Source organism: Pelosinus fermentans DSM 17108 (assembly GCF_000271485.2).
Lineage (GTDB): Bacteria > Bacillota > Negativicutes > DSM-13327 > DSM-13327 > Pelosinus > Pelosinus fermentans.
In genome coordinates this window covers 910540-936841 of record NZ_AKVN02000001.1, presented here as the reverse complement: position 1 = coordinate 936841, position 26302 = coordinate 910540, and the positions used below count along the sequence as shown (strand labels likewise).

Below are 26302 nucleotides of genomic sequence, written 5' to 3'. Positions count from 1 at the left end.
TGAGAATTCTATTATTCTCCATATTCTTTCTGCCGCACTCCATCATTAATATAATACCACTCTGGATTTCTTTGAATTACTTTTATTATATCGACAAAATCAAACATTTTCTTAACAGGATACAACTCCTCAATAATCCGTTTTATCAGTTCAAAATCTTCTGGTGTATCCACCGTCCATCTATGATGACTATAATCTTCAAGAGGGGTCATGTATTTTACCTTATACCGTTCTGGATGCCTATAAAGAAACGGAGTAACATGCTCCCTTTCAGGTTGTTTCTTTGCCTCAAAATAAGATTCCTCTAAGGCCTTGAAGGTAAAAACCTCCGTATCTAGTCCTCGAGGATATTGAAACAACCGCAAATAGTCATAATCATTTTGCGGTTTAAAAAAAAAGTCAATCACTCCATCACTTAATACCGGATCAATGACTGGACAATCTGATGTAACTCGAACCACTACATCAGCACTATGTTCCACAGCCGCCCCATAATACCTAGAGAGTACGTCTTCTTCCGATCCACGAAAAAAAGGGAGATCAAGTCGGTTGCAAAAATCAACAATCGGTTGATCTGTATCATTAGTAGTTATCGCAATAACAATTTCATCTGCTAATTTTATTCTTCGAAGACGTTCTATTTGGTATTCCAATAAAGGCTTATCTAAAACAGTTTTTAGTACTTTCCCCGGTAGACGTGTTGACGTCATTCTTGCCTGTACAATAATTACCGTTTTCATAGTAAAACCTCTTTAAGAGTTTTAATAACATAATCTTGATCCGCGTCCGTCATAGCCGAATACATAGGAATGCTAATTGCAGTTTGGTAATAATACTCACTAACCGGAAAGTCTCCCCAATCAAAACCTAATTCACGGTAATAAGGCTGAGTATGTACAGGTATATAGTGCAGATTCACACCAATTCCGGCTTGGCGTAATTCTTCAAATACCCGTTTATGAGTTTTTGTTATTTTATCTTCCTCTAAACAAATTACATATAAATGATACGCTGAATAAGTATCTGGATGCTGCCATGGTAATACGATGGGTAAGCCCTGTAGTTTTTCATTATATTTTTCTGCTATCCCTTGCCGCCTCATTACAAATTCATCTAACCGATCCATTTGGCTAAGTCCTAACGCTGCCTGAATATCTGTCATGCGATAGTTATAGCCTAAGTCAAGCTGTTGATAATACCAAGAACCATGAGCTTCTTCTGTCATCAGTTCTTGTTTCCTGGTAATGCCATGACTACGAAATTGGATTAATCTTTCATAAAGCTCTTGTTTATTAGTTAATACCATTCCGCCTTCAGCGGTGGTAACAATTTTCACAGGGTGAAAACTGAATATAGTCATGTCAGAATATGCACCACAACCTACCTCTTGACCTTTATAACGACTACCAATGGCATGTGATGCGTCCTCAATTACCGTAAAACCATATTCTTTAGCAAGTATGGAGATTCTGTCCATTTCGCAAGATTGCCCAGAAAAATGTACTGGAATGACGACTTTAGGTAGCTTGTGCTGTTCTTTAGCCAAGGCTAATTTTTGTTCCAGCTTTTCAACACTCATATTATAAGTGCGAAAATCAATATCCACAAAATCCACTACTGCCCCGCAATAACGACCACAATTTGCCGAGGCAACAAAAGTATTGGGCGATGTCCACAATATATCATTTAGTCCAAGACCAGCCGCCATGCAAGCAATATGTAAAGCAGACGTAGCACTATTTACAGCTACCGCATACTTGGCACCACAATACTCAGCTACTTTCTGCTCAAACCGCTCAAGAGTAGGTCCCTGGGTTAACCAATCGGATCGCAGTACTTCAATAACAGCTTCGATATCAGCTTGATTAACATCTTGTCTACCATAGGGAATGCTTTTCATTTAGATCATCTCCTGTAACTCTTTCACAGATAAAATTTGCGGATTGGTACCGGAATTATATTCAAATCCTTGTTCCACATAATGTCCTTTTTCGCCTATAGCATTGGTCGTGTAATCAACCGGGGTCACAAAGGTAATAGACGGGCGAATGACATAATGATCTTTAAATTCCAATGTCAAATGAGAATCATCAACCGGACACATGATTTCATGCAATTTTTCTCCTGGACGAATTCCAATCTCTTTGATCGGTAATTTGGGTCCAATAGCCCTAGCTAAATCCGAAATAAGACTTGAAGGAATTTTAGGTACGAAAATTTCCCCACCATGCATTCTTTTAAAAGATTGCAGGACGAATTCAACTCCCTGAGGTAACGTGATCCAAAATCGTGTCATACGAAGGTCTGTAACAGGCATTTCTGTTATACCTTCTGCTATTAATTTCCGAAAAAAAGGCACAACTGAACCGCGGGATCCGAGAACGTTCCCATAGCGAACAACTGCGAAACGCGTATCATGTCCACCTGCAATATTATTAGCTGCTACAAACAGTTTGTCGGAAACCAGCTTCGTTGCACCATAGAGGTTGATAGGATTTGCTGCTTTATCTGTCGACAAGGCAATTACCTTTTCTACTCCAGTCTCAAGGGCTGCCTTAATTACATTTTCCGCACCGTTTATATTGGTTTTGACACATTCCATAGGATTATATTCAGCAGCGGGAACTTGTTTTAGTGCCGCGGCATGAATCACAAATTCTACCCCTCGCATGGCTTGTTTTAATCGTTCTCCATCTCTCACATCACCTAAAAAATATCTCATGCACGATGCATTAAACTCTTGCTGCATTTCATATTGCTTCAATTCATCACGGGAAAAGACAATTAAACGTTTAGGAGTATACCGCTCCAATATCGTTTTAATACAACACTTACCAAAGGAACCTGTCCCCCCAGTGATTAATATCGATTTATTAGTAAACACGAATTTCACCTCTGTCCATTTTCTCACGTACATGGGATTTAAAAATCACAATGTATTATTTTATTATATTTAACATATTTCCATGTTCTTGATAAGGACGATCTTCATATGCTTGCTGAATATTAAGTTCTTTGCGATTTGCTAGCATCTCCTTACTGATGCTTGTACAACGTTCACGTACTATTTGTTGACTTTCATTTTCACTGTCAGCAATTTTCTGCAATAACTCCTTCATACTTGCCTTATCTCCCAGCTCACATTGCTCTATATTAAACTTCTCCTGCAGAGCCACAATACCATCAATGATAATTTGTTTTTGAATCGCTAATTCATTAATAATATCTATCTTTTCTTCTTTGATTGCATGCAACTGCTGAAGGGATAATTGTTGCAAATTACGGCAATGTTTTATAAAAAGTAGTTCATTTTCTTCCTGTCGCATTTTCATCCTCCATTAAGGCGCAGTTACTGGCTTATTTTTTAAAATCACGGCATCCCACGCTTCTTTTAATGTAGTTAACAGTTCTATGACTTCTTCAATCTTTTCTGCATCCTTATTAACATTGGCTTCAACCAAACGTTGCAACATATACAAATACAAATTACGCAGGTTATTAGAAATCTCACCCGCATTCATATTTAACGTTATATTTAACTCCTTAATAATATCCTGGGTTTTCATTAGCATACGATGCGCTCCACTTACATCCTTTTGCTGAATGTAGTTTTGGGCATTACGCAAATTCTTCAAAGCCCCGGCATAAAGCATTAGAATTAATCGTCCCTGGCTTGCCGTTTCTACTTGAACACGCTTATAGTGATCATAAGGATTAGCAATCATTATCTATTTTCCTCCTAAATTTATCCATGGATTGTTGAATCAGATCTGCCAGTGATTTTGCTGCTTCGATAATTTTTCTATAATAAAGAGAATAATCCGCTATTGCATGGCTATATTCATCAGTTTCTGAACGTTCTGCCTCATGAGTTCGAGCAAAAACACCATATAGTTCTTTTTGGACAAACCATTCAGCTATTTCACGTATCTGCTGATCCTTCTCAAATTTTTCGTATATTTTACTAACTGCCTTTAGATGTTGCTGCATTTTTTTCCCTTGCCTATTGTCACAAGCTTTTTCCAACTGCATCAGATGCTTAAGAGCTTTGTTTGCTTCAGCAATAGTTCCTCTCGTATCTATCAAACGTAATTCGAGTTTTTCTAATATTTGTTCCTTATTAGGTGCACAGAAAGAATCTTGTGCTGTTTTGATCATTTCCTGTATTTCGATTGGTTCCTGGCAATATTGATCTAGTACTTCTTGTAATTTCATAAGGGTTGTACCTTGAATAAACGCACCACCTTCTGTTGCATTTATATATTTACATTCAGGATATTTTTCGATCCAAGTTTCAAAGAAATGAAGAAATTGATAGAAAGCCCGATCTGTAAGAATTTTTCCACCATCATTAGCCTTTACATCAAAATAATCCTGATTTTTACCACCAGTATATTTGTTGTTTTCATAGTTCGTTCCAGTAGCATGAGTATGTCCATCACGAGCGTATGCTAAATCTTGTCCTACTAAAATAATTGGATTAGCGCCCATTTTATGAGCTACTACAAATGCATTATTAGCCACTGATCCTCCGCTTTCAATTAACCCCTTCCTTTCAATACTATCGCCAAACCAATTGATTATTGGCATATGTCCTGATACAAATATAGGTCCTTGATGATTTTCAAAGATCATCGGATGAGACTGTATTTCAGAAACCAGAACAGCACCTGCCGTATTTGCTCCTTTAAAATGCAGATCATAATTCAAACGTTGAGGATCAACACTAAAAATAAAATCCGGTTCAATTCCCCATTTATTTAATGCCTTAACCGCCGTCCCCACAGCAAAAATAGCAGCCCTCCCCTTTGCTTCCTTTAGTAAGTGAATATTTTTGTTTAACGATGGTCCTGCTGCTACAATAATAACCGGCAAATCCTTTAACTGATTAAATAAAGAAGAGATACCTGGATTTCTACAATAAACAGATAAGTTTAATAGTGAATTTGCTATTAGATTAGGTCCTATCTTCATCATCGTTGCTATATTAATCACTTTACTATTCACAATATCTTTTACACTTTTCATTGACTGCTGATAAAAATCAGAATAAACGGTCTGATGTCCCAATAATCCAGTCATGATAATTTGGTTATATTTAACCTCATTATAAATTGTAAAAAAAGTGTTATTAACTCTTGATATAGAATCAGCTACCAAAATATATATGTTTTCATTTCCTAGCAAATGACGCAAATCTCTGCTCGCCATAACTGCACAAAACAAATCATAGTCAGGTTCAATGATAAATAACAGATTTTTCTTATCTACTATTTCTAATAACGCCTCTACTAAGTATCCTAAAGCGAATCCATAAACAATAATAAATTTTCCTGGCTCAGTAGAAACTGTACTCGCATTTTTCTGCGCTTCTTTAATAGGATCCACAGAGCTGTGTAAGAAAATCCATTTACCGTTGGACGCCATCACCTTTGCTGTCGGCATCCCTACGCGACTATCTACAATCTCAATATGCTTATAATCGGGCATCTTAGCAGTACGTTCAATCCCATAACGTTCCTTATAAATTTTCCAGTTCTGTTCTTCCCATGAATCTTGCACTTTTTGTATCACAGCCTATATAACCCTTTCTTCACATCGTTTCTGCACAATCACTAAAAATTCTTGCGAAATGGAGATGGCAGAAAGCAAATCATATTCTATAAGATCTGTCACTAATGTATAATCTTTATTTTCTACTGCTTCTAATATCTCAGTAAAAATTTTAGATAGCTGGTCAATTAGTGAAGATATCGAACTATTCTCATATAAAAATTCAGCTAAGTTAATATTCAATAAAACCGCGGAAGATTTAAGTAATTTCTGATAATAACCCAAACCTTCAATCATCTGTGTCAAAGATATTAATGGTAAAGAATTATCAGCTTGTTGAAACTGAGTCGAAAAATCTCGGCAACCTTGTTCAACAATATGCAGATACTTTCTCATATCCTCAAGTAAAACACCTAATCCGTCTAAGTGGCTTTCCTTTTCATTCACTACTTGCATGTTGTTATATCTCCTCTTTCCTCATATAATACCCACCACCATTTCCCTTGCGTACTCCTACCCTTTTCGATTTTGCCAATTGAGACAATTGACTGCGAATATATGATGGTGTTACTTTTAATACCTTACCGATTTCTTGAGAGTTCATCGGCTTGGCATATGATGTTTCATGTTGCTCCAGTAACTTGAGCACTTCTTCATGCAAATAATTACACATGCTTTCCTCCAAGTATCAGTAGTAGACAATAGTGAACATTATCATCGTTTTAAATGGTCAACTCATGTTGTTGACCATTTAAAATTCTTAACTAGCTACTACTTTTTGTCAAGCTGGCAAGTAGTGCTGTAATATAACTTCCTTGGGATTGAAGACCTTGTAATGTTGTCTGCATGTTTTGATATTTTGTATACAAAGTTGCCTGTTCCTGAGACAATCGATACTTCAAATCCGTTATACGATCGTTGTTATATTCTATGTTCTTTGCAAGATATCCATTTGACCCTGCTTGCATATCCAACGTTCCACCATATTGAGTATAATTGGTCAGTTGCGCGTTCATTTGTACAAAAATCCCCGCATTACTTCCTGACTCTACATCATAGTCATACGAAACCGTAATGTCACCATCACTACTATTTGGTGCATAATTAAGTGTAACTTTCCCGGTTGAACTGTCAAAAGAAAATTGATATTCATTCGTCTCAGTAGCACCAGGAGGAGTCGTATCAACATGTGTCTTTAGATCAGCCGCAGCAACTAAGGTGTATGTTTTAGTACCAACCTTAATTGTAGGATCACCGATGATATCAATACCATGTTTTAGAGTAAAAGTCTTTGTACTTCCATCGCCCTTACCATTTGTTCCAAGCTTCTCCTCATCTATGCTAACCGTTGTATTACCAAAAAGTGTTTCCACAGCCTTAGGATCAGCTGTTAAGGCTGCACGGAGCTTAGTTTCATCCAATTCCAAATGTCCACTTTGAACTTTAGCTATGTCATATGTCCCCGCTGTACCAGTGGTAATACCAACCTGTGAAAGTTGCTGCATTGTACTTGCTTGGGATGATAAAATGGTTGAGCTAAAATTTCTTAACGATTGTTCAAGACCTCTTAATGTTGAATCTCCAAATAAATCACCAACAGAAGCATCTGTTGACGAAGAATCTGCTTTTTCTGTGATTTTAGTAACAATGGAATCCATAGCCGCATTGTATGCAGTAATAAAGTTTTGTACCTTTGTTACCATTGCATCAATATCGTCATTTACTGTAACGGTAGAAGTGCCTTCACCCACAAGGGTAAATGTATTCCCTTGGTATGTTATTTTGTTATTTGTTGCAGTTGCCGATATTCCATTTACAGTAACTACCGCATCAGCACCAGTTTGTTGATTTGTTTGTACCAATCCAACTTGAGATAAGAAATTTGAACTATCTGTAGAGCTGGTTCCCAATTTAATGTCTGTATTTCCAGCTGTTTGAGAAGTCAAAGATATTTTATGTGTGGTAGAATCATAGAAGGCTGAAACACCAGCCGTTGTGGAAGCATTAATTTTTTTGATAATAGACTCAACTGTATCTTTTTCTGGATCAACACTAAAAAAAGTCCCATTAATCGAAAAGTATCCTTTTGTTACACCATCAAGACCAGTAACATCCTTTAATAGGCTCGTTGTGTCAGAATCTTTTCCAAGCCCATCAGTTGCTGCTTGTTGAGTTATTCCAGCAGCATCGAAAAAGCCGGTGGTATCAGTCCCTAATGTAATGGCTGCATCCTTCCCTGCCGTCTTCTGGGTAAGAGTAATCTTACCATCCGTGTCTACAGTAGCTTTTACATTAGCACCAGAAGCCGTAATTTTATTTGCGATGGTATTAATCGTATCAGTTGAAGTTACAGAGATACTTTTATTATTGATGACAAAGCTACCAACTGTAATACCACTAGCAGCATAATCTGTTATTGTATCATTGAGCTTAGCAGGAGTGAAAGCATTATTTCCTGTAACAGTCGTATACGTACCTCCGCTGGTGTCATCAATTCCAGTTATTACATCAGCTTGCTTTATATGCAGCTTACTGTCTAATAATCCGTTAGTATCGATTAGTTCAATAGTCGACGCTGCCGCTGCTTTATTTTGTGTAATAGTAACTTTGCCATCAGATAACGAAGCTGTCACACCTGCTGATGCAGCGTTAATTTGACTAATTATGTTATCAAAAGTATCACTCGCAGCCACAGTAATCCTTTTACCATTAATAGTAAATTCGCCTACTTCGTTTATAGTGTCAGTGCCCACAATGCCTGCTGCTGTACTCGTTACAGTGGCTTTACGTCCACCATTTCCAACTGCACTACTAGAGTTGCTTGTAATCGAAGCCATGGATGTAACTTTAATTGTATAACTACCATTTGTACCACCATTGGTCGCACTCGCTGTCACCACATCCGTATCTGATGATGTAGCTTTTCGGCCCGTAAAACTACTCGCATATGTCAAATCTTTTGCAGCATATTGCAAAGTTTTCAAAGCAGTTTTTATCGCTGTATAATCATTCACCTTAGCCTGCAAAACTGCATTCTTATTTTGTAGTAAGGTAATGGGCAAACTTTTCGCTGCAATTGTGGCACTAATCAAGGCATCGATATCCAGTCCACCAACAGTAGAGTTCAAATGGGTTGAACCAAGGGAAGAAGAGGTAGTTGTTGATAGAGAAAGAGTTGTTGATGAAGTAGAAGAAACAGAAGCCATATTTTCACCTTCTTGTTAAATTTTTTTATCCAGCACTTTAAATTCTGCATCGACCATTCGTGCCATTTCGAGAATCTGTTTAGGGGGATAAGTAGAAATCACTTGATTATTAGTTTTATCTACTACTTGAACAATGATGCGATTTGTATCTTTATAAACAGCAAATTGTACAGCATAATTCTCTTCTTTCGCCTTATCATTCAACTTATCTATTGCTTTTCCCAATTGAGAAAAATCTATTGATTCTACATTTTTTGCTTTATTTTCTTCAATCTTATTTTCTCGATTCTCCAAAGCCTGCACTGTTCCAAGCGAGTTAACCCTGTCAATATTCATGAGGCAACCCTTCCTTTATTGTTAAAAACCGACCGGCATATCGCCGGCCGGTTTTTATTCTTAATATTTATGTAACTGTTATTACTGTAATAATTTAAGAACTGATTGCGAAGATTGGTTTGCTTGTGCAAGCATTGCAGTACCTGATTGAATCAGTACTTGTTGTTTGCTGTAGTTAGCCATTTCTTTTGCCATATCAGTATCTTGAAGGTTAGAACGTGCAGAGCTAAGATTTTCAGATGCAACTTCCAAGTTATTGATAGTATGTGTTAAACGATTCTGAACAGCACCCAATTCAGCACGGGTAGAAGAAACAGTAGCTAGAGCTGTATCAAGAGCAGCGATTGCTGAAGACGCACCTTTTGTAGTAGAAAGATCAATAACCGTTGTTGAAATATTCAAACCACCAGCAGCAGCCGACATATTAGCAATAGATACAGTAATAGTTTGCCCCATGTTAGCACCGATTTGGAAAGTAAGAGCACCTTTGTCGGTACCAGTCACAGCTGTTGTAGCATCTCCATTTAACAGATTCTTAGTATTGAACTGTGTAGTGGAAGCAATACGTGAAATTTCTGCAATCAATTGTTTTACTTCTTTGTTAGTTTGTGTACGATCATCGTCAGTATTGGTATCATTTCGAGACTGTACAGCTAATGTACGAAGACGTTGAATAATAGCAGTCGTTTCATTCAATGCACCTTCAGCAGTCTGAATCAAGGAAATGCCGTTTTGCGCATTTTGAGTAGCTTGATCCAAACCGTTAATTTGACCAGTCATTTTTTCACTAATTGCTAGTCCTGATGCATCATCAGCAGCTCTATTAATCTTTTTACCTGAAGATAATTTTTCCAAAGAACTGTTCATGCTTGCTTGGCTAGCTTGAAGATTCCTCCAAGAATTTAAAGAAGCGATATTAGTATTAACTACACTCATTATAATTTCCTCCTTGAATTTAAATTGTGGCATCCTTGCCTACAATAATATGACCGCTGGCCAGCTAAGTCATTCAGTATTTTGTACTGTTATTATATATATCGTAACCTTGTCCTACTATATTAAGGATAATTTTTGTCTAAATTCAATATTTTTTCATCATTTATAGCATTTTTTCTTGTTATTACTTAATTTATTAGCTTATATCTTCCTATTTCACTCTTTTTCATCTTTTTTCGGTATTTTTTTTAATAAGGACAGCATATCCATATTCTGCAGCGTCAGAGCAGCCTGAGTATTGGAATTTTTAACAGCCTCATATAATTCTTGTCGTAATATGGACACTTCACGAGGTGCTGTAATTCCTAAACGGATTTGATCACCCTGTATGTCGACAATCGTTATTAATATATCGTCACCAATACGCAGCGTTTCATTTTTTTTGCGGGTCAATATCAGCATATTATTAACCCCCTGCCAATTTTGCAGACAGAATCTTATATTGTGTCGTATATTTTTTATCTGCAAGTAGTGTTTGAAGCCCAATGCCAGTATTTTGATTCATAATAATGGGTCCCATTAGATTGGCTGTAATATTTTCAGGAGTCGAGGCTACGTTTATCGTTACAAAAACGTCTAAACTTTCTTTTGCTCCTATTTGCTTAGTTTCTGACTCAGTCAGTTCAAAGTCATAGTCCGGCATAAACCAAAATGGATTGGTAACCACCAATCCAAAATGTTTATCTTCTATACTTTGCAATAACCAGAATTGGGTTTGCTCAGGCAATGTTGCAAATGTAAAATCATGATAATTTTCCAAGCCGATTAATCCTTTGGGAAAGTGTATCTTTTTATCCATAATTTACCCTCCGGTTATGTTTTAATGTCAATTGATGGTTCACGTTCCATGTAAATATCCACCTTGCCCCAGGTAAAGTTATTGGTGACCGTCCCTTCCTTTACAGTAGCATCAATGCGGGCAGGAGTGTAGGTTCCCTTGATGGTTCCTAGTTTGGCCGAAATATCAGGTCCTACTGAAGGGGAAAGACCTATTACCACCTGCTTTTCACGAGGTTTACTGGCTGCCGCAATGATTTGTCCAACGGAACCACTATGAGGATCTTCCATTTGGTGCATTACAGAAACCCGCTTTTCAATTCCCTGGATGCAAGCTTGTTTTGCCTCTTCTGCCAGAGAATTCGCAAAGGAATATGTCCCTTGTAATCCCATGCTATCAAAAGAGGCCCGAGAATCAATGAAAATTTCAGGAGGTTCAATTGTTAAATCAAGATTAACAGGTGTTGTCTTCATTTCAATATCCGGTGCGGTGATTTTCAAATTGATATTCGGTTGGGTAATATTGAGCCCTAGTTGTCCCGATACCTGATGAATTTGAATTTCGATTGGTCTCAAGGTTATATTACCCTCCTTCATCTTATTCTTACTTCAGGTATATTCTCAATTATAAGTAATCAACCAAGGACTTTGGCAATACATTAGCTCCAACTGACAGCAGTGAATTATAAGCATTCTGAGCCAATTGGGATTCAATACTTGCTTTGGCAACATTATATCCGTCATTATTAGTAGCATCCGTGGCAATGATCGTAGCATCTACTATCAAACGTTCCGATATCGTCTGATACGATTTTTGTCTTGCGCCAATTGTCGTCTGGGCAGATATAATATAGTCCATATCTGCATCAATCGTTCCTAAATCGTTTGATAACGTATCTGGTGTAACTCCATTTGCACCCGTTTGAATATCTTCTAAATGCTGCTTAATCGTTAATAAGTCTTGAAATATTTTTGGAGTTCCCGTTGCATCTATCGCACCAAATACTTCTGATCCATCCAAATTAATTTTATCACGAGATGTATTAATGTCTCCTGGAACAATTTGCATCGTTATCGTTCCCTTCGTATCAGCTGCGCCACTTTGTCCATTATACGTTCCATTATACGTCACAACTCCAGTAGTCTCATTCCTCGTAAAAGGTTCAACACTATCGCTTTGTCCACTAAAAACATAACGACCTCCAATCTGAGCGTTTCCAGCTAGCACCAGTTCATTTATCATCTGATCAATTTGCTTTGCAATGGCATCATAAGAACTGGTGGGATTTGCCGAAATAGCACTAGAAACTGCCGTCTTTATATTGGTCATAGTCGTTACGATCCCTGACAAATTGGTATCGCTGGTCTGCATCCAGGATATTGCATCGTTTGCATTTTGAGTAAATAGTTCATTTGCACTGGTAGCAGCCGTAAATTGAAGATTGCGTGCCGCCCCTACCGGATTATCTGAAGGTCGATTAATATTTTTGGATGCAATAATTTTTTCTTGTATATCACTCATGCGTGATAAGCTTGTTTGATAACCTGACAGGAATTGAGTACTCATCATATTATTGGTAACGCGCATTCATATTTCACTCCTTTATTGATTGTAATCCTTTATCTGATATTAATGAGAGAATCTAGCATGGAATCCATGGTTGCCAGCATTTTGGCACACGCTCCATAGGCTTGCTGAAATTTAATCATATTTGACAATTCTTCATCCATGCTGACTCCTGATATCGATTCACGAGTTGTTGCCACTGAATCAAAAATAACCGTTTGATTGGTTGTCATATTTTTAGCTTGCTGCGTCTGGACCCCCACGCCACTAACCATAGAAGCATAAAAACTAGAAAGACTATTTACTCCTAAAGCAGCTGACGCTGTAGATGGATCATCAACTAGCCAATTTTTTAGTGCTGTCGCGTTAGTGCCATCGGCACTTCCTGCAGCATCTGCACCAGCAGCAGCAATAAGGTTAACACCATTGATTTCATAAAATTTTTCATTGACCTTAAGAATACTAAGCCAGCTAGCTGGAGATGCCATTTTAGTGGGGTCCTCAGCTGCATCGGTATAATCAACGCCTGTCACGCCAAAAAAATTATCTGCTGCTGTCAAATCTTTCGTTTGACCTTGTTTATGCTGGGTATTAAAATCTTGCAAGAGCGATTGGGCCAAGCTGTCCAAATCTGCTAAATAGCCATTAATTGTCGTATCCCGAAGATCCATTAAGCTAGCTATCGATCCATTTTTAAAATTGACATTTACAGTACCATTGAGAGTTGTGACTTTGGTTGTATCGTAACCATAAGGATTATTTTTTCCATGCTCAACCGTTAAATCGGTAGCATGTTCTCCCTGCACCAAGGAAACTCCTCCAGAAATAATTACCGTATAAGAGCCGTTTTTTTCTTCCGATACATTTACCTCTGTGAAGGAGGATAATTCATCAACCAATTTATCCCTTTGGTCACGCAAATCATTTGCCGTAGCACCAGTAGCCTCTTGGCTAACAATCTGCTTATTCAAAGCAGCAATCTGCTTAGATAAACTATTCACTTGAGAAACCTGCGTATCAATACGGCTTGATGCGTCGTTTGCCTGTGATACAAGATTACTGCCACTTGTCTGTAAGGTTTCCACCAATGCATTAGCCGCCTCACGAGCAGCGGTACGGGCACTGTCCTCGCTACCATTGCTAGCCAGTGTACCTAAAGCTGTGTGAAACAGTTCAATTGCATTTTGAATGCCTGTATTTTTCGTATCATTAAAGACATTTTCAACTTTAGCCAGAACATCGCTTTGTGTTGACCAATAGTTTTTCGTGGAATTCTTCTGCCAGTATTGCGTATCCACCAGAAAATCCCGCGCTCTGGTAATGGATGCTGTAGTGACTCCAGTACCAGCCATGGACATTCCATTTGCTGTATAAATTTGCTGCGGGGTAGTGGTAACCAGATTCACCGTTTGCCGTGAGTACCCTGCAGTACTAGCATTCGCTACATTATGCCCTGTGGTATTTTGGGAAAGCTGCTGTGCTGACATTCCCAGCGTCATTATATTTAAACCGCCAAAAGTAGATGCCATCCTCATTCTCCTATCTAAACAATTTTATTAAAAATGCTATGATTACTTCCAAAGCTATTGTTACCGCCATATTCCGGTACTGTACTCACTTTGAAAAGAACATTTCGCTTATGGTTTTCTAATTTTAAAAAGTTGTGCAATACGATGGAATTCGCCTCTTGCATTATGTTCATTTCTTTTACTAGCTGTCGCAATTCTTGAGATACAGCAATCCCGCGACTCCTTCTTGGTTCTTCCAGCAAGGCAATTAGCTGATTGAAAGAAGTATGAGAATGATCAATCATACCTTGCAATGTGATCCTGCGTTCTTCTAAAGCTGCAATGATAGATGCTATTTTCTCTTCCTGTTGAGCAATCATCTGTAAATCAGCAAGATTCCCTGCTGCTAGTACACGCTGTTTATCACCATTTGAAACCTTCAAACTAGTATAAATCACAACTAGTTGTTCTACTATCTCGAATAACTCATCAACCAATTCATATTTTTCTTGCAATATCATAACCGTCAGCCTTTCTTTTTCATTATGCTTGCTATGCTTTACTGTCAAATAAAGACTTATTCGGGGGAGCAAAGGAAGCCTTTTCATTGGGATGATAGGTAGGACCAACAGTACTTTGAGCCAACAAATTGAGGCTATAATTTACAATCAACAACCCTTGTTCAACAAGTTGTTTATTTACGTTATTCACTTCAGAGATTTTTAAAATAATAGTGGTAAGCTCTTGTTCAACATTTTTAACATTCCCTATATCCTCTTGATCAGCCACTTGAACAAGTTGTGACAACGTGATCTTCGGATCTGTAATACCATATATAGCTGCAAGCTCTTTAATAATACTTTTACGTATTTTGTCAAGCCTCGTTACTTCAAAGCATACATTTTCTTCCTGTATCATAATCGTTTCTAAACCAGGTACATTACTTTGCACCAGCACTTCGCGTTTTTGAAGGCTTAATTCGAATATCGCCTGGTACACTATAAGCATTTTCTCAAGAACAGCAGTAAGTCTTCCCCATTTATCCTTCACTATATTCTCCTTTACAGCAGATCATCTACAAGTATGCGTCCAATCATTTTATCCGCAATGTCCTTTGCGTCCACCTGATACGTACCATCTTGAATTTTTTTTGACAACTCTTGTACCCTCTCTGGCCTTACATCAGATAGAGTAATCGCACGCTGCAGCACCTGACCAAATTCCTGTACTCCTGATGATAATATCACTTGATCTTTTCCTTTAGCAGGCTGTGTTTTCTCGGTCTTTGTATTTTTCCCCGCATTATTTTGTTCACTATATACCTTCATCACACTTTGAATTTGTTTGTTTGAAATAATCATCTTATTTCCACCTCACAATCTACACAAAAAAATCCTTCACTAATAGTATCGACAAAAATGGCCGGGACATTAATCCCTGCCATAAAGTTTTTTTATATTTTTGTTATTATTTCTTAAAATCATCCTTACTGTACATCCGAAGTCCCTCACGCTGGCTGCCATAGTTTTCCTTATCCCGCCAGACTTCTTTGACTTGTTTTGAAAAGCTGCTGCCGCATTTTGCACAGATGCGGCCTTCATAAATAGGCACTCCGCACATATCACACGGATAGCTGATCAGGCTGACGCCATCCACCAATAATCGACCACTTTTTATCATACGCAATATGATTTTTTCCTTAACGCCTGTCTCCTCATGAATTTTTTCAACAGATGCTTTGCCATGTTCACGCAAATATTCACCAATCTGATGCTCATATACTTCTTCATGAGCATAACATTCCGGACATAGACCACTGGGATTTTCCATATACAATTTACCACATTCTGGACAATTCTTAATACCCATTATAGGCCTCCTATTAAAAAAGCGATTTAATCAGAAAATTATGATTCCATTATAACAATAATTTCGAACGAATTCTATCAAATCTTAATTTCTTTGTTTTATTTTATATTTTTTAAATTTATCAGCAGGATTTTGTTGTTTTTTAGTCAAACATAGAATATAATTTGTATACTTTTAAAAATGAAAGGCAGTTTGCCGTGGTTATGTTAACGCTTATGCAAGGTCCTGAATTTTATTCTGGCGATGACACCTTCGATAGCGTCATCGCCAGTCTAATGCAGCTTATTCAACTCAAAAATGCAAATTTATATTTACACAGCCAGCAGGTAGCAAATTACGCCGTCAGCGTTGCTGCCAAGATGCGTCTTCCCCGAGAGGAAATTGAACGCATACGCCTGGCTGCTTTGCTGTACGATATTGGTCATCTTACCGTTCCTAATGCAGTCTTAGCAAAGGTTCCCTATCTCTCTACCCGTGAGATGACGGTATTTAAGAACCATTGTAATGCGGGCAGCGCTATGCTGGAGAATATTTCCCAATGTCAGGAGCACATTCCCTACATTCGTTATCATCATGAACGTTGGGATGGAAAAGGCTACCCAAAACGGTTAAAGGGAGTCAATATTCCTCTGGGAGCCCGCATCATTTCCGTAGTCAATTACTACGATCGCTTTATCAACCCCTGCACAGAGCATTGGAAGAAAACCAAAGAAGAAGCCGTCCGTGAACTGCAGAATATGTCAGGTACGGCTTTTGATCCTGACATTGTGAAGGCGTTTATTGAATCATTGGGATGAACACACCCCGTCGCTTCGCGCCACCCCTCTCTAGAGGGGATTTTTGGTTTCCCTTTTAAAGAGAAGTGCCCGCAGAAGCAAGAAAGAAGGCGATCTCTTAATTCCCCTCTAAAGAGGGGTGCCCGCGGGCGGGGTGTGTTCGTTCCTTCTATCTTGCTCCACTGGCTATGGCAAGCCCATGGACAGATGCTGCTTTGGATTTTTTTAAGACCTTGGCACATTCATCCAGAGTAATGCCGGTGGTTATGATGTCATCTACCAACAATATATGTTTATCCTTCACTAATTCAGGGCGCGTAACGATAAACGCGCCCTTTATATTTTCCTTTCGCTTTGCTAGAGTCAGCTCCCATTGAGGAATGGTATGCCTGTTACGTACTAACAGTTCTGGCATCCACTGTAATTTTTCTTTTTTTGACCATTCCTTAAAGATAACCTCTGTCTGATTGTAGCTCCTCTCCCGCAGACGGTCGGCATGTAATGGTACAGGGATTACATACTCAATCATTGAAAATGTATGTGCCAGTTTACTGTTGGTTACTAGCCAATTGAGATGAACCCCATATTTCTTTTGTTGACGAAATTTCATATCGTGAATAATCCGCTTTAGGCCTCCTGTATATTCGCATACCACGCGACAGGAGTCTAAGGATTTTAGCCGATGCTCCAGAACATTAATTTCTCGAACCGCCAAAATAGCGGATAAGCAGACCTGGCACCATGCTCCATGTTCCTGCACTAAGGTTTTGCAATAAGGACACTTTGGAGGATAGAGGATATTCAAAAAGGTCTTCCAATAGCTGCTAATCACACCAATGCAACCTCCTTATGCAATCATGGGTACGACGAACACACCCCGTCGCTGCGCGCCACCCCTCTCTAGAGGGGATTTTTAAAAACTATTCCCCTCTTAGAGAGGGGTGCCCGCAGGCGGGGTGTGTCCGTTATCTCCCTCATGCATACAAATCCACATTTTAATAGCTTCTACTACACCTGCTAAATTTTTCTTTACATCACTATCATGAAACCTTAAGAAATGAATTCCTAATGACTCCAGCCTTTCTTGTCGTTGTATATCATAGGCAATCTTCTCATTATGGGTAACTCCATCTATCTCAATTGCTAGCATTAATTCATGGCAAAAGAGGTCAACAATATAATTTTGAATTGGTTTTTGGCGGTGAAAGCTATAATTCATTATTTGTTTGCCTTTCAGTTGCTGCCAAAGTAATATCTCGGATAAAGTACTATTTTGACGAAGCTGTTTTGCTAGCTCCTTTAGTTTAGGATTGTATGAAATGATCTTTTCTTTAGACAAAACATTTCATCCCCTTATACTTTTTACTTGCAAGAAACGACGAACACACCCCGTCGCTTGCGCGCCACCCCTCTCTAGAGGGGATTTTAAAAAGCCCATTTCTGATGGATTGTGTGCATTTAGTGTTTCACTGATCCATTCTTTAAGAAGGTGATTAAAAACTATTCCCCTCTAGAGAGGGGTGCCCGCAGGCGGGGTGTGTCGTCACTCTCTCGCAGGCAACATTACAATTCTTCTCCCCGCAGGCGTTCTGCCAGGAGGGAATAGCGCTTTTTGGTCCGATCGTTGGATAGGGCAGTGTTGAGGGCAGCTTTGCTGCCTAGGAGGACCACTCTTTCTTTTGCTCTTGTTACAGCAGTATACAGCAAATTGCGCTGCAGCATAATATGATGTCCTGAAATCAGGGGCATAATGACTACAGGATATTCGCTGCCCTGGCTTTTGTGTACACTCATGGCATAGGCAAGATGCAGTTCATCAATCTCTCCCCGTTCATAGATCACATTCTGCTCTGGATAACGAACGGCTACTCTGCCGTTTTGAATACCTGTAATGAAACCAATATCCCCGTTATATACCCCTTTGGTATAATTATTTTTCATCTGCATAATTTTATCGCCTTCCCGCAATACCTGATTGGCACCAGAGATCGATGCTTTTCCTTCTCTCTCTGGGTTTAGTGCTTGCTGGAGCAGCTTATTTAAATTCTCCACACCGCACACCAATCGATGCATGGGCGCCAATACTTGTACATCATAGGAAACATTAAAACCTTCTTTTGGAAGCTGCTCATGACACAAGTCTACAATAGCATCGGCAACAGCATCGCTATCATTGATCTCAAGAAATTGAAAGTCCTTGCTGCTTTTAAAGTCAGGCAGCATCCCTCGGTTAATCTGATGGGCATTCATAACGATCATACTTTCACCAGCCTGGCGGAAGACCTCTGTCAAACGTACCACAGGCACAGTTGTTGAGCGGATAATGTCTTTCAGCACCGATCCGGGACCAACTGCGGGCAGCTGGTCTACGTCACCTACCAAGATGACACGGCAGCCATCTGGTATCGCTTGAAGAAACGAATTCATCAGTGAAATATCCATCATGGAAACTTCATCAATGATGACTACTTCTGCATCTAATGGTTCATTCTCATTGCGCATGAATAAAGGTGCTCCCTCAACTCCCCCCGTGGATTCCAACAGCCGGTGAACGGTCATTGCTTCCCGGTCCGTAGCCTCACTTAAGCGTTTTGCAGCCCGACCGGTAGGTGCCCCCAAGAGCAGCTTAAAACCCTGATTTTCTAAAACATCCAGCATACCCCGTACAACGGTAGTTTTACCTGTACCAGGTCCACCCGTTAAGACTAAAACACCATGCAGCAACGATGATAATACTGCTTCACGCTGGGCATCTGCCAAGGTGATTCCTGATTGCTTCTCCCAGCTGTCAACAATAGCCGGTAAATCTTCATCAGGGGCTTGTTTGGCTCGATCTTTTAAACGCAATAATCGCTCCGCTACCCTTTTTTCCGCATAGTATAAATGGCGGGGATAGATTAGAGTCATCCCATGAAAATCTTCTACACATAATCGGCTCTCTTGAATTAATAAGGATACATGCCTGGCTACATCTACGGGATCAACCAGCAGTAACTTGGCAGCTTCCTGTACCAGAGTTTCTTCTGGTACACAGCAATGACCAGCTTGGGAAATCTGCAGCAAGGCAAAATCAATCCCTGCAGTAATCCGTTCCTCATGATTGCGTTCTAAGCCCAAAGACATGGCAATTTGATCTGCCGTACGAAAACCTATGCCTTGCACTTCTTGCGCTAATCGATAGGGGTTTTCTTGTAATACACTAATTGCCAAAAATCCGTACTGAGTAAAAATCTTGCCTGCATAGGCGCCTGTTACTCCATTCATTTCTAAGAATAACATGACTTCATGCATTTCCGATTGCTGGGAGTAGGCATCATGAATCGCCTCAGCTTTCTTTTTGCCGATTCCTTCTATTTCTTGCAGGCGCTTGGGCTTTTCTTCGATGATTTTCAACGTATCTAAGCCGAATTGCTTTACTAAACGTGCCGCCATGGCTGGACCGATCCCTTTAATAGCACCTGAGGCCAAAAAACGTTCGATGCCTTTCACACTGGCAGGTGCGACTTTTTTAAAGCTCGCTGCTTTAAATTGACGACCAAAACGGGCATGCTCCGCCCACTCTCCTGTCAGCTCCAGCTGTTCACCCACTAAAGGCACCAGCATGTTGCCGACTACAGCGACAGTGCCATTCTCATTGGCTGGTTTTAGCTTAAACACAACAAAACCATTATCAGTATTATGAAATATTATATTTTCTACGGTACCTTCTAAATGTTCCACAGCATTACTCCACTTTAAAATAATCTCAATTACTTTTTTATTCGCAGATTTTTGCCTAAATCCTGCCAAGGGAGGAAAATAACCAGATATTGTACGATAGCAGGGCTAGACAGCTATTGAAATTCAGTGTATCTTAGAGGAATGTACAGCAAAGAAAATATAAAGGGGTTTTTAATATGACTACTTATAATACAGCTGGCGTATGTGCCAAAGAGATAGATTTCGAATTGAAAGATGGAATTGTAACCAATGTACGATTTAATGGCGGATGTCCTGGAAATCTGCAGGCTATAAGTGTATTAGTGGAGGGCATGCCCGCTGAAGAGGTTATCAAGAAACTAAAAGGCATTACCTGCGGACAAAAGTCGACTTCCTGTACGGATCAATTGGTAAATGCAATATTAGAACAGATGAAAAATAAGTAGGAACGACACACCCCGCCCTTTGGGCACCCCTCTCCAGAGGGGAATGGAGGGAAATGAAACGCGGTTCGTTATATTGCACGAAAATGCCCTCCAGCGCATCGAATCGATGTGCTGGAGGGCATTTCACTTTATAATTTTGTTGCTATGGTCTTGGATAGTTCATTGATACTGGCAGTCAATTCTTCCAGTTTCCCTTCGATGCGCACTAGTAGGTAAAGGCTGATCACTATGGGAAATCCGAAATTGGCTGTGTAGGTTAATAGTTGATCCATGAAAAGACCTCCTTCTCTATAACGAAGAACGACACACCCCGCCCTTGGGGCACCCCTCTCTAGAGGGGAATTGGAATGATGAAAATTTGAACCGCGAAGATACGAAGCAGCGAAGGGTAAGGAAGAAATAAGTATAATATCCCTTCGTGTTCTTTGCATCTCTTCGTGACCTTCGCGGTTCATTGCTTTTTTACTTAACACTGGTTATACCAATACTGCGGTATCCTTGCTGTTGATGCGTGCTTCTACGATCTGGGATAAATCTCCGGTTTTGCTTTCAAAGACTTGTTTAGCGATAATGTCCTCCATTACCGTTGTCACTTCCGCCAGGGTCAGGTTTTCTTTCGGATCTGCAATGCTTAGCGTGACTTCTTTGCCGCCTTCACTGCGAAAAACCATTTCCAATGTTTTTGCCATTGCCACTCACCTCCTTACTAATTGATTCTTAAGATCACTTAAGCATTCACTAAATTGCCTTCGTCTTGTCTGCTAATGCCGATTACTGCATGGGTTTGCAAATCAGCAATTCCTTGGGCTACTGCATACACATCTGCATCTGCAGCACTTACTTTCACATTTTTATAGCTTCTTTGACGCTGCACTGGCTGACCATTGGCATTCACACCGTTTTCAATCGTGATGAGCATTTTACTGGTTTGCGGTACTTTGTTCACTGCCATTTCTCTCACCCCCTTTCACTGCTATACATTCCGGCACATAGAATCTTTAAACGTGCAAATCCTCGCTGCCGCAGATTATATACTGCTTGGGTGGTGACTCCCAGGGCTGCTGCCACATTTGTCAATGTTTCCTGCCCAATTACCGTTTTTAAAATAACTTGCCGCTGTTTATCGGGCAATGCTTCGATAGCACTTCTAAGTTCATGAGACAACCACCTGTCTTCCACTTCTCCTGCTACATCCGTATTGTCAGGCAGGTAGGCAAAGGAATCGACCTCTTCCCCTTCCTGACCGCCTTCTAACTGCTCCTCCTGCCAGATTCGACGTTCCTTTTTAAACAAATTCCAAATCGCAAATTTGACCTTACTATTCACATATCCAGCAAAATGCACACCGCAGGTTTCATCGTAGGACTTCACAGCTTGAACCACCGCTAACCAGCCTTGGGCTTCTGCCTCTTCAGTAATCGTTCGTAAATGGGCCTGATGTGCATATTTCTTGACCAGCCCGGTAAAACAAGTGCAAATTTCCTGAAAGGCCTCTCTGTCACCCATTTGTGCATTTCTAACCAAGTGATGTAATTCCATTCTTCTCACCTTATGGCGAGAAACCGGTTCCTCTTATATTAGCGCTGACTTCAATCTATCACTTTGATTACAAATAAACAAAAGCCGACCTGCATGTCACTTGACACACAAGTCGGCCTTAAAACCAAAAAATTTTGAAACACGAAGGCGCGAAGACGTGCAAAGAACACGAAGATAAGTTTAATAATATCCCTTCGTGTTCTTCGTGTCCGCGCTAGCGCTTCGCGCCTTCGCGTTTCACATCTTTTTTCCTTCTTCTACTCTATTCCTCCGTCAGCTCCACCCAGGCATCGTACTTTTCAGCTAGAGCCGTTTGGGCTTTGCTGTATTCATCTGCCAATTGCTGACTGGCCTCTTGATCTTCGTGGCTGCTAGGATCGTTGAGACGGTACTCTAAGGTTTTAATCTCTAATTCCAACATGGCAATTTCACCTTCCAGCTTCTGCTGGTTCTTTAAACTCTTGTCTTGATCTGCCTTTCGCTGCCGCGGCCGCTCATTCTTTTTGACAATGGATTCCTGCTTGGTAATTGCCACTTGGGCTGTAGCGGCTTCTTTCTGCTGGATTAACTTCTTCTCCCGATAGTAGCTATAGTTGCCAGCATATTCCTCTAATTTCCCATCCGCCAATTCCACCATACAGTTTGCTACTTTATCCAGAAAATATCGATCATGAGAAACGGTCAAAAACGTACCAGGAAAGCTTAAAATCGCTTCCTCCACTGCTTCTTTTGCAGGTATATCCAAATGATTGGTCGGTTCATCCAAAATCAAGAAATTAGCTCCTGTCAGCATAAGCTTAAGCATTGCCAGCCTTGATTTCTCGCCACCGCTCAATTCACCCACAATCTTAAAGACATCATCTCCCCGGAATAAAAAAGCTCCCAGATAATGCCTTGCCCGCTCTTCACTAAAACCATATTCATGCATGATTTCATCAACAATTCGGTTTTTCCCATTCAATCCTTCATGTTCCTGAGAAAAATAACCAACCTTCACCCTACTGCCAAGCTTCACTCTGCCGCTAGCGGGCGTCAATTCACCTGTCAGCAGCTTCAATAGCGTAGTTTTACCCGCCCCATTGGGCCCCACTAAAGCCACACCATCCCCCTTCCGAATCAAGAGGGATACTTTTTCAAAAACCTTCCGCTCCCCATAAGCAGCAGACGCCTCTTCCAGTTCTGCTACCCGCTCCGCACACTCGCTGGGCGGATTAAAACCAAAAAAGTCAAAACGGGCAATATTGGCAGGCAATACAATCCTCTCTAGGCGCTGCAGCTGTTTCTCCCGTCCTCTGGCTTGCTTGGACTTAATCCCAGCCTTATACATTCGAATGTATGCTTCCGTTTTCGTAATATGATCCTGCTGCTTGTCATAGGCATTTTCCAACGCCGCCATGTTTTCAGCTTTTTGCTGCATATAGGAAGTATAATTGCCTTTATAAGCTGTCAAGGCTTTATTTTCCAACTCAATCACCCGATTGACCACTTTATCCAAAAAATAACGATCATGAGAAATGATGAGCACACCCCCTGGATATCCAATAAGGAAATCTTCCAGCCACTCCACCATTCCAATATCCAAATGATTCGTAGGTTCATCCAAAAATAAAAAATCAGGCTGGCGAATTAAGGCTCTCGCCAAACAAATGCGAGTTTTTTGCCCGCCTGAAAAGGTCTCAATCCCCCTTGAGAAATCCTCCACAGTAAAGCCCAATCCAAAAGCAATGCGGCGAATATTGTTTTCATATTCATAGCCTCCGCCCCGCTCGAATTTGTCTACTACTTTTGCATATTCTTTCATCAACCCATCTAGAGCATGATCCTCCTTTGCGGCTGCAATCGCCTGCTCTAATTCATGCATTTTATCCTGACAAGCCAATATATCAGCATAAGCAGAGCATAACTCTTCATACAGGGTTCCCTGATGCAAAGTAGAATCCTGCTGCACATAACCAATGTTCTCGCCGACCGGTACTGCCACGCGCCCACCATCAATGGCTTCCAATCCTAGTAAGCAGCGCATGAGCGTCGTCTTACCTGTTCCATTGGCACCAATTAACCCAATGGTATCCCCGCGATCTAACTCAAACGCCACATTGGTAAATAAGGTCTCAATACCAAATGCTTTATGTAAACCTTCCACTCGTAATATTCCCATTGATCCACCTCAAACAAACCCCGCAAGGCTGTACTTATTCTTATAACATTATACCCGGCACAGATAGGACCTGCAAGGGATGAAGAAAGAAACGGGGTACAGAGAACAGAAAGATAAGTAAAAACATATAAAACGAATCGAACCGCAAAGGCGCAAAGGGGATTATTTATATTTTTTGTGCACTCCTTTGTGTACCGCGATAGCGGTATTGTGCCTTTGTGGTTCATTTTTTTATACTTTCTTAATAAAAAAGGGACACCGGGGGTACAGGAAATTATCCCCTCCGTACCCTCGGTGCCTCTGTGGTTAAAAAACGTTATTGCCCTACTCAATCGTACAAATTGCATCAGGACGACGTACTAATAGAGCTGCTGTTTCTAATACTCTAAAAGTATGATTCATATTGGCTGCTCCCATATAGGAAGTAGTCATATCCTGACCAACTGCCAAGTTCACATTGTGACCGCCAGTAGCTAATACTACTGCTTTGTTGCCGCTAATCGTGTTGGAGTAATATACTCCGCCAGTAATTAAGGCCTTCACCTGATCCAATTCCAACATTCCAGTATTGCCATAAACCCGTACCATACGACCAAAGAGAAGGGGACTCACGACCATAGCATAAGGGCCATAATGTCCAGCCTCACTCAAAGCACTAACGGCTTTTACCGCATCAGCCAAAGCACTGCCTGGTTCATCCCAGTTGCTGATCTTTACAGTTTTGCGTCCCTGTACATTCAGCAATCCGACCTGACCGAGCTCTTTGTTGCCATTGAAAATTAAATTATCTTCCTGAACCGCTACATAATTCGCAGCTACCGCAGCAGTGCTCACATCAAGAGGCAATCCCATATGACGATCGGCTTCTACATCCCGCCACATAATTCTAAAATCTTTATAGAGCATCGGTACACTCGTAGTCGCACGAGAACTAGGGGCTACGATAAAATCTTCCTGCTCTCCCACCATATCAATGCCAGTAGATGAAGTGCCGCTAAAAATTGAATATGGAATCGTATATACTCCAGGACCCATAGGCCCTAACACTTCAATCACTCTTCTGCCTACCAACATGCGACGGGCCGTATTCACAACTGCCTCATCAACCTTTGACCATTCTGTCTCCGTCAAGGGTGCTGAATCCCGATCTAAAATATCCATACTATCTCTCCTCCCTTTTCAACCTATTTTTTACCGAAAAGATTACCGATGGTTGCAACTTTCTCATCTGCATCGCTTGAAGATCCGCTTACTACACGATCTTCTTGCGCCATAGTGTGATCCTCGGCGAATTTTTCCCGCTGAATGACATCAATCCGGGCTAAGAGATGAGTAATCTCTGCGACATGCTCTTTTTCATCATCCCGAATATGCTCTAACAGTTCTCTAACTTCCTCATTATCAATCCTGTCAATGTGAGCCTGATACTGATTAATCGCTTCCAATTCTCCGATTAAATCTTCACGCAGCCAAATGATTACCTGCTCTAAGCCAGCATCTTTTCCACTTTCATCTTTGTTTTCCGTTTTGCTATAAGCCATCATTCATCAACTCCTTATCCAAAATTAACAATAGACCCTTCGCCACAATTCCCAAAAGCCGCATGTAAGCCAAGGGTCTGTTTGATTATCCTTTCGACGTGCCCCATGATTTTCCTTGTATTCTTTTGTACTTTTATTAATATTCTTCATAACTACTTTCAATTACGCGACATTTCACCTCATCACACACCATGTCGCAAAAAGGGCAGCGTACAATGTTCTCATCATGAGAGCCAAACACCCCGCCGCATCGGGTGCATTTATAACTGCTTTCTCCATGATCAACCCGCTCATTTAACAATCGGATTTCCCCCTTATTCACTTCATATTA

At 40.3% G+C, this 26302-nt stretch carries 33 protein-coding genes; 2 read left to right on the top strand and 31 right to left on the bottom strand.

Annotation, left to right across the window (positions count from 1 at the left end):
• Positions 1–11: 11 nt before the first annotated feature.
• The 20 genes from FR7_RS04305 to FR7_RS04210 all read right to left on the bottom strand — a co-directional run bounded on the left by FR7_RS04305 (position 12) and on the right by FR7_RS04210 (position 15812).
• Entirely contained in the window at positions 12–740 is a 729-nt protein-coding gene (locus FR7_RS04305) for a cytidylyltransferase domain-containing protein (RefSeq protein WP_007952263.1), read from the bottom strand.
• Positions 737–1900: a UDP-4-amino-4,6-dideoxy-N-acetyl-beta-L-altrosamine transaminase gene (gene pseC, locus FR7_RS04300; protein ID WP_007952262.1), complete on the bottom strand. Its 1164-nt coding sequence runs from the start codon at positions 1898–1900 to the stop codon at positions 737–739. The genes FR7_RS04305 and pseC overlap by 4 nt, the downstream gene beginning before the upstream one ends.
• Positions 1901–2884 (bottom strand): UDP-N-acetylglucosamine 4,6-dehydratase (inverting), encoded by a 984-nt coding sequence (gene pseB, locus FR7_RS04295; protein WP_007952255.1) that lies wholly within the window; start codon positions 2882–2884, stop codon positions 1901–1903.
• Positions 2885–2939: 55 nt separating this feature from the next.
• Positions 2940–3326, bottom strand: a complete 387-nt coding sequence (locus FR7_RS04290; RefSeq protein ID WP_007952254.1) for a flagellar protein FliT — start codon at positions 3324–3326, stop codon at positions 2940–2942.
• 12 nt (positions 3327–3338) lie between these two features.
• The gene (gene fliS, locus FR7_RS04285) at positions 3339–3725 is read right to left on the bottom strand and encodes a flagellar export chaperone FliS (protein ID WP_007952251.1); all 387 of its coding nucleotides are present in this window, start codon (positions 3723–3725) and stop codon (positions 3339–3341) included.
• On the bottom strand, positions 3715–5562 hold the full coding sequence (locus FR7_RS04280) for a motility associated factor glycosyltransferase family protein (RefSeq protein ID WP_269085749.1): 1848 nt from the start codon (positions 5560–5562) through the stop codon (positions 3715–3717). The genes fliS and FR7_RS04280 overlap by 11 nt, the downstream gene beginning before the upstream one ends.
• 15 nt (positions 5563–5577) lie before the next feature.
• Positions 5578–6009, bottom strand: a complete 432-nt coding sequence (locus tag FR7_RS04275) for a hypothetical protein (protein ID WP_007952247.1) — start codon at positions 6007–6009, stop codon at positions 5578–5580.
• A gap of 4 nt (positions 6010–6013) precedes the next feature.
• Positions 6014–6226 carry an Rrf2 family transcriptional regulator gene (locus FR7_RS04270; protein WP_007952245.1) on the bottom strand — a complete coding sequence of 71 codons (213 nt, stop codon included), beginning with the start codon at positions 6224–6226 and terminating at the stop codon, positions 6014–6016.
• Between the two features lie 91 nt (positions 6227–6317).
• Positions 6318–8759, bottom strand: a complete 2442-nt coding sequence (fliD, locus tag FR7_RS04265; protein ID WP_007952243.1) for a flagellar filament capping protein FliD — start codon at positions 8757–8759, stop codon at positions 6318–6320.
• 15 nt (positions 8760–8774) lie between these two features.
• The gene (locus FR7_RS04260; protein WP_007952242.1) at positions 8775–9095 is read right to left on the bottom strand and encodes a flagellar protein FlaG; all 321 of its coding nucleotides are present in this window, start codon (positions 9093–9095) and stop codon (positions 8775–8777) included.
• Between the two features lie 81 nt (positions 9096–9176).
• The gene (locus tag FR7_RS04255; RefSeq protein ID WP_007952234.1) at positions 9177–10031 is read right to left on the bottom strand and encodes a flagellin N-terminal helical domain-containing protein; all 855 of its coding nucleotides are present in this window, start codon (positions 10029–10031) and stop codon (positions 9177–9179) included.
• A gap of 216 nt (positions 10032–10247) precedes the next feature.
• Complete coding sequence (gene csrA / locus FR7_RS04250) at positions 10248–10493, bottom strand: carbon storage regulator CsrA (RefSeq protein ID WP_007952233.1); 246 nt, start codon at positions 10491–10493, stop codon at positions 10248–10250.
• Positions 10494–10497: 4 nt separating this feature from the next.
• Complete coding sequence (gene fliW, locus FR7_RS04245; RefSeq protein WP_007952232.1) at positions 10498–10890, bottom strand: flagellar assembly protein FliW; 393 nt, start codon at positions 10888–10890, stop codon at positions 10498–10500.
• 14 nt (positions 10891–10904) lie between these two features.
• Positions 10905–11444 carry a DUF6470 family protein gene (locus tag FR7_RS04240; protein WP_007952231.1) on the bottom strand — a complete coding sequence of 180 codons (540 nt, stop codon included), beginning with the start codon at positions 11442–11444 and terminating at the stop codon, positions 10905–10907.
• 49 nt (positions 11445–11493) lie between these two features.
• The gene (locus tag FR7_RS04235) at positions 11494–12456 is read right to left on the bottom strand and encodes a flagellin N-terminal helical domain-containing protein (RefSeq protein ID WP_007952230.1); all 963 of its coding nucleotides are present in this window, start codon (positions 12454–12456) and stop codon (positions 11494–11496) included.
• Positions 12457–12488: 32 nt separating this feature from the next.
• Entirely contained in the window at positions 12489–13964 is a 1476-nt protein-coding gene (gene flgK, locus FR7_RS04230; RefSeq protein WP_007952229.1) for a flagellar hook-associated protein FlgK, read from the bottom strand.
• A gap of 14 nt (positions 13965–13978) precedes the next feature.
• Positions 13979–14512 (bottom strand): flagellar export chaperone FlgN, encoded by a 534-nt coding sequence (gene flgN, locus FR7_RS04225; protein ID WP_237769498.1) that lies wholly within the window; start codon positions 14510–14512, stop codon positions 13979–13981.
• Positions 14496–14993, bottom strand: coding sequence for a flagellar protein FlgN (locus FR7_RS04220; protein WP_007952219.1), 498 nt, complete (start codon positions 14991–14993; stop codon positions 14496–14498). The genes flgN and FR7_RS04220 overlap by 17 nt, the downstream gene beginning before the upstream one ends.
• 11 nt (positions 14994–15004) lie before the next feature.
• On the bottom strand, positions 15005–15304 hold the full coding sequence (flgM, locus tag FR7_RS04215; protein ID WP_007930165.1) for a flagellar biosynthesis anti-sigma factor FlgM: 300 nt from the start codon (positions 15302–15304) through the stop codon (positions 15005–15007).
• Between the two features lie 106 nt (positions 15305–15410).
• Entirely contained in the window at positions 15411–15812 is a 402-nt protein-coding gene (locus tag FR7_RS04210) for a hypothetical protein (protein ID WP_007952218.1), read from the bottom strand.
• A 203-nt stretch (positions 15813–16015) separates the two neighbouring features.
• Here FR7_RS04210 and FR7_RS04205 point away from each other — a divergent pair, with 203 nt between their 5' ends.
• Positions 16016–16609, top strand: a complete 594-nt coding sequence (locus FR7_RS04205; RefSeq protein ID WP_237769497.1) for an HD-GYP domain-containing protein — start codon at positions 16016–16018, stop codon at positions 16607–16609.
• Between the two features lie 148 nt (positions 16610–16757).
• Here the strand turns inward: FR7_RS04205 and FR7_RS04200 are convergent, their stop codons facing one another.
• From FR7_RS04200 to recD2, 3 genes are all read right to left on the bottom strand, one after another.
• Positions 16758–17420, bottom strand: coding sequence for a ComF family protein (locus tag FR7_RS04200; protein ID WP_007952216.1), 663 nt, complete (start codon positions 17418–17420; stop codon positions 16758–16760).
• Between the two features lie 99 nt (positions 17421–17519).
• Positions 17520–17927, bottom strand: coding sequence for an endonuclease domain-containing protein (locus FR7_RS04195; protein ID WP_007952215.1), 408 nt, complete (start codon positions 17925–17927; stop codon positions 17520–17522).
• Between the two features lie 224 nt (positions 17928–18151).
• Positions 18152–20308: an SF1B family DNA helicase RecD2 gene (recD2, locus tag FR7_RS04190; protein WP_007952214.1), complete on the bottom strand. Its 2157-nt coding sequence runs from the start codon at positions 20306–20308 to the stop codon at positions 18152–18154.
• Positions 20309–20484: 176 nt separating this feature from the next.
• Here recD2 and FR7_RS04185 point away from each other — a divergent pair, with 176 nt between their 5' ends.
• Entirely contained in the window at positions 20485–20733 is a 249-nt protein-coding gene (locus FR7_RS04185) for a TIGR03905 family TSCPD domain-containing protein (RefSeq protein ID WP_007952213.1), read from the top strand.
• Positions 20734–20861: 128 nt separating this feature from the next.
• Here the strand turns inward: FR7_RS04185 and FR7_RS23090 are convergent, their stop codons facing one another.
• The 8 genes from FR7_RS23090 to FR7_RS23775 form a co-directional block, all read right to left on the bottom strand.
• Positions 20862–21005, bottom strand: coding sequence for a YvrJ family protein (locus tag FR7_RS23090; RefSeq protein ID WP_007952211.1), 144 nt, complete (start codon positions 21003–21005; stop codon positions 20862–20864).
• Positions 21006–21209: 204 nt separating this feature from the next.
• The gene (locus FR7_RS04180) at positions 21210–21422 is read right to left on the bottom strand and encodes a DUF2922 domain-containing protein (protein ID WP_007930151.1); all 213 of its coding nucleotides are present in this window, start codon (positions 21420–21422) and stop codon (positions 21210–21212) included.
• Positions 21423–21460: 38 nt separating this feature from the next.
• The gene (locus FR7_RS04175; protein WP_007952210.1) at positions 21461–21685 is read right to left on the bottom strand and encodes a DUF1659 domain-containing protein; all 225 of its coding nucleotides are present in this window, start codon (positions 21683–21685) and stop codon (positions 21461–21463) included.
• A gap of 5 nt (positions 21686–21690) precedes the next feature.
• Complete coding sequence (locus tag FR7_RS04170) at positions 21691–22272, bottom strand: RNA polymerase sigma factor (RefSeq protein WP_007952209.1); 582 nt, start codon at positions 22270–22272, stop codon at positions 21691–21693.
• Between the two features lie 262 nt (positions 22273–22534).
• Positions 22535–24430, bottom strand: coding sequence for an ABC transporter ATP-binding protein (locus FR7_RS04165; RefSeq protein WP_007952208.1), 1896 nt, complete (start codon positions 24428–24430; stop codon positions 22535–22537).
• A gap of 324 nt (positions 24431–24754) precedes the next feature.
• Positions 24755–25591, bottom strand: a complete 837-nt coding sequence (locus tag FR7_RS04160; RefSeq protein WP_007930143.1) for a family 1 encapsulin nanocompartment shell protein — start codon at positions 25589–25591, stop codon at positions 24755–24757.
• Positions 25592–25614: 23 nt separating this feature from the next.
• Positions 25615–25971, bottom strand: a complete 357-nt coding sequence (locus FR7_RS04155) for a demethoxyubiquinone hydroxylase family protein (RefSeq protein WP_237769496.1) — start codon at positions 25969–25971, stop codon at positions 25615–25617.
• Between the two features lie 136 nt (positions 25972–26107).
• Entirely contained in the window at positions 26108–26272 is a 165-nt protein-coding gene (locus FR7_RS23775; RefSeq protein WP_007930140.1) for a hypothetical protein, read from the bottom strand.
• Between the last annotated feature and the right edge of the window lie 30 nt (positions 26273–26302).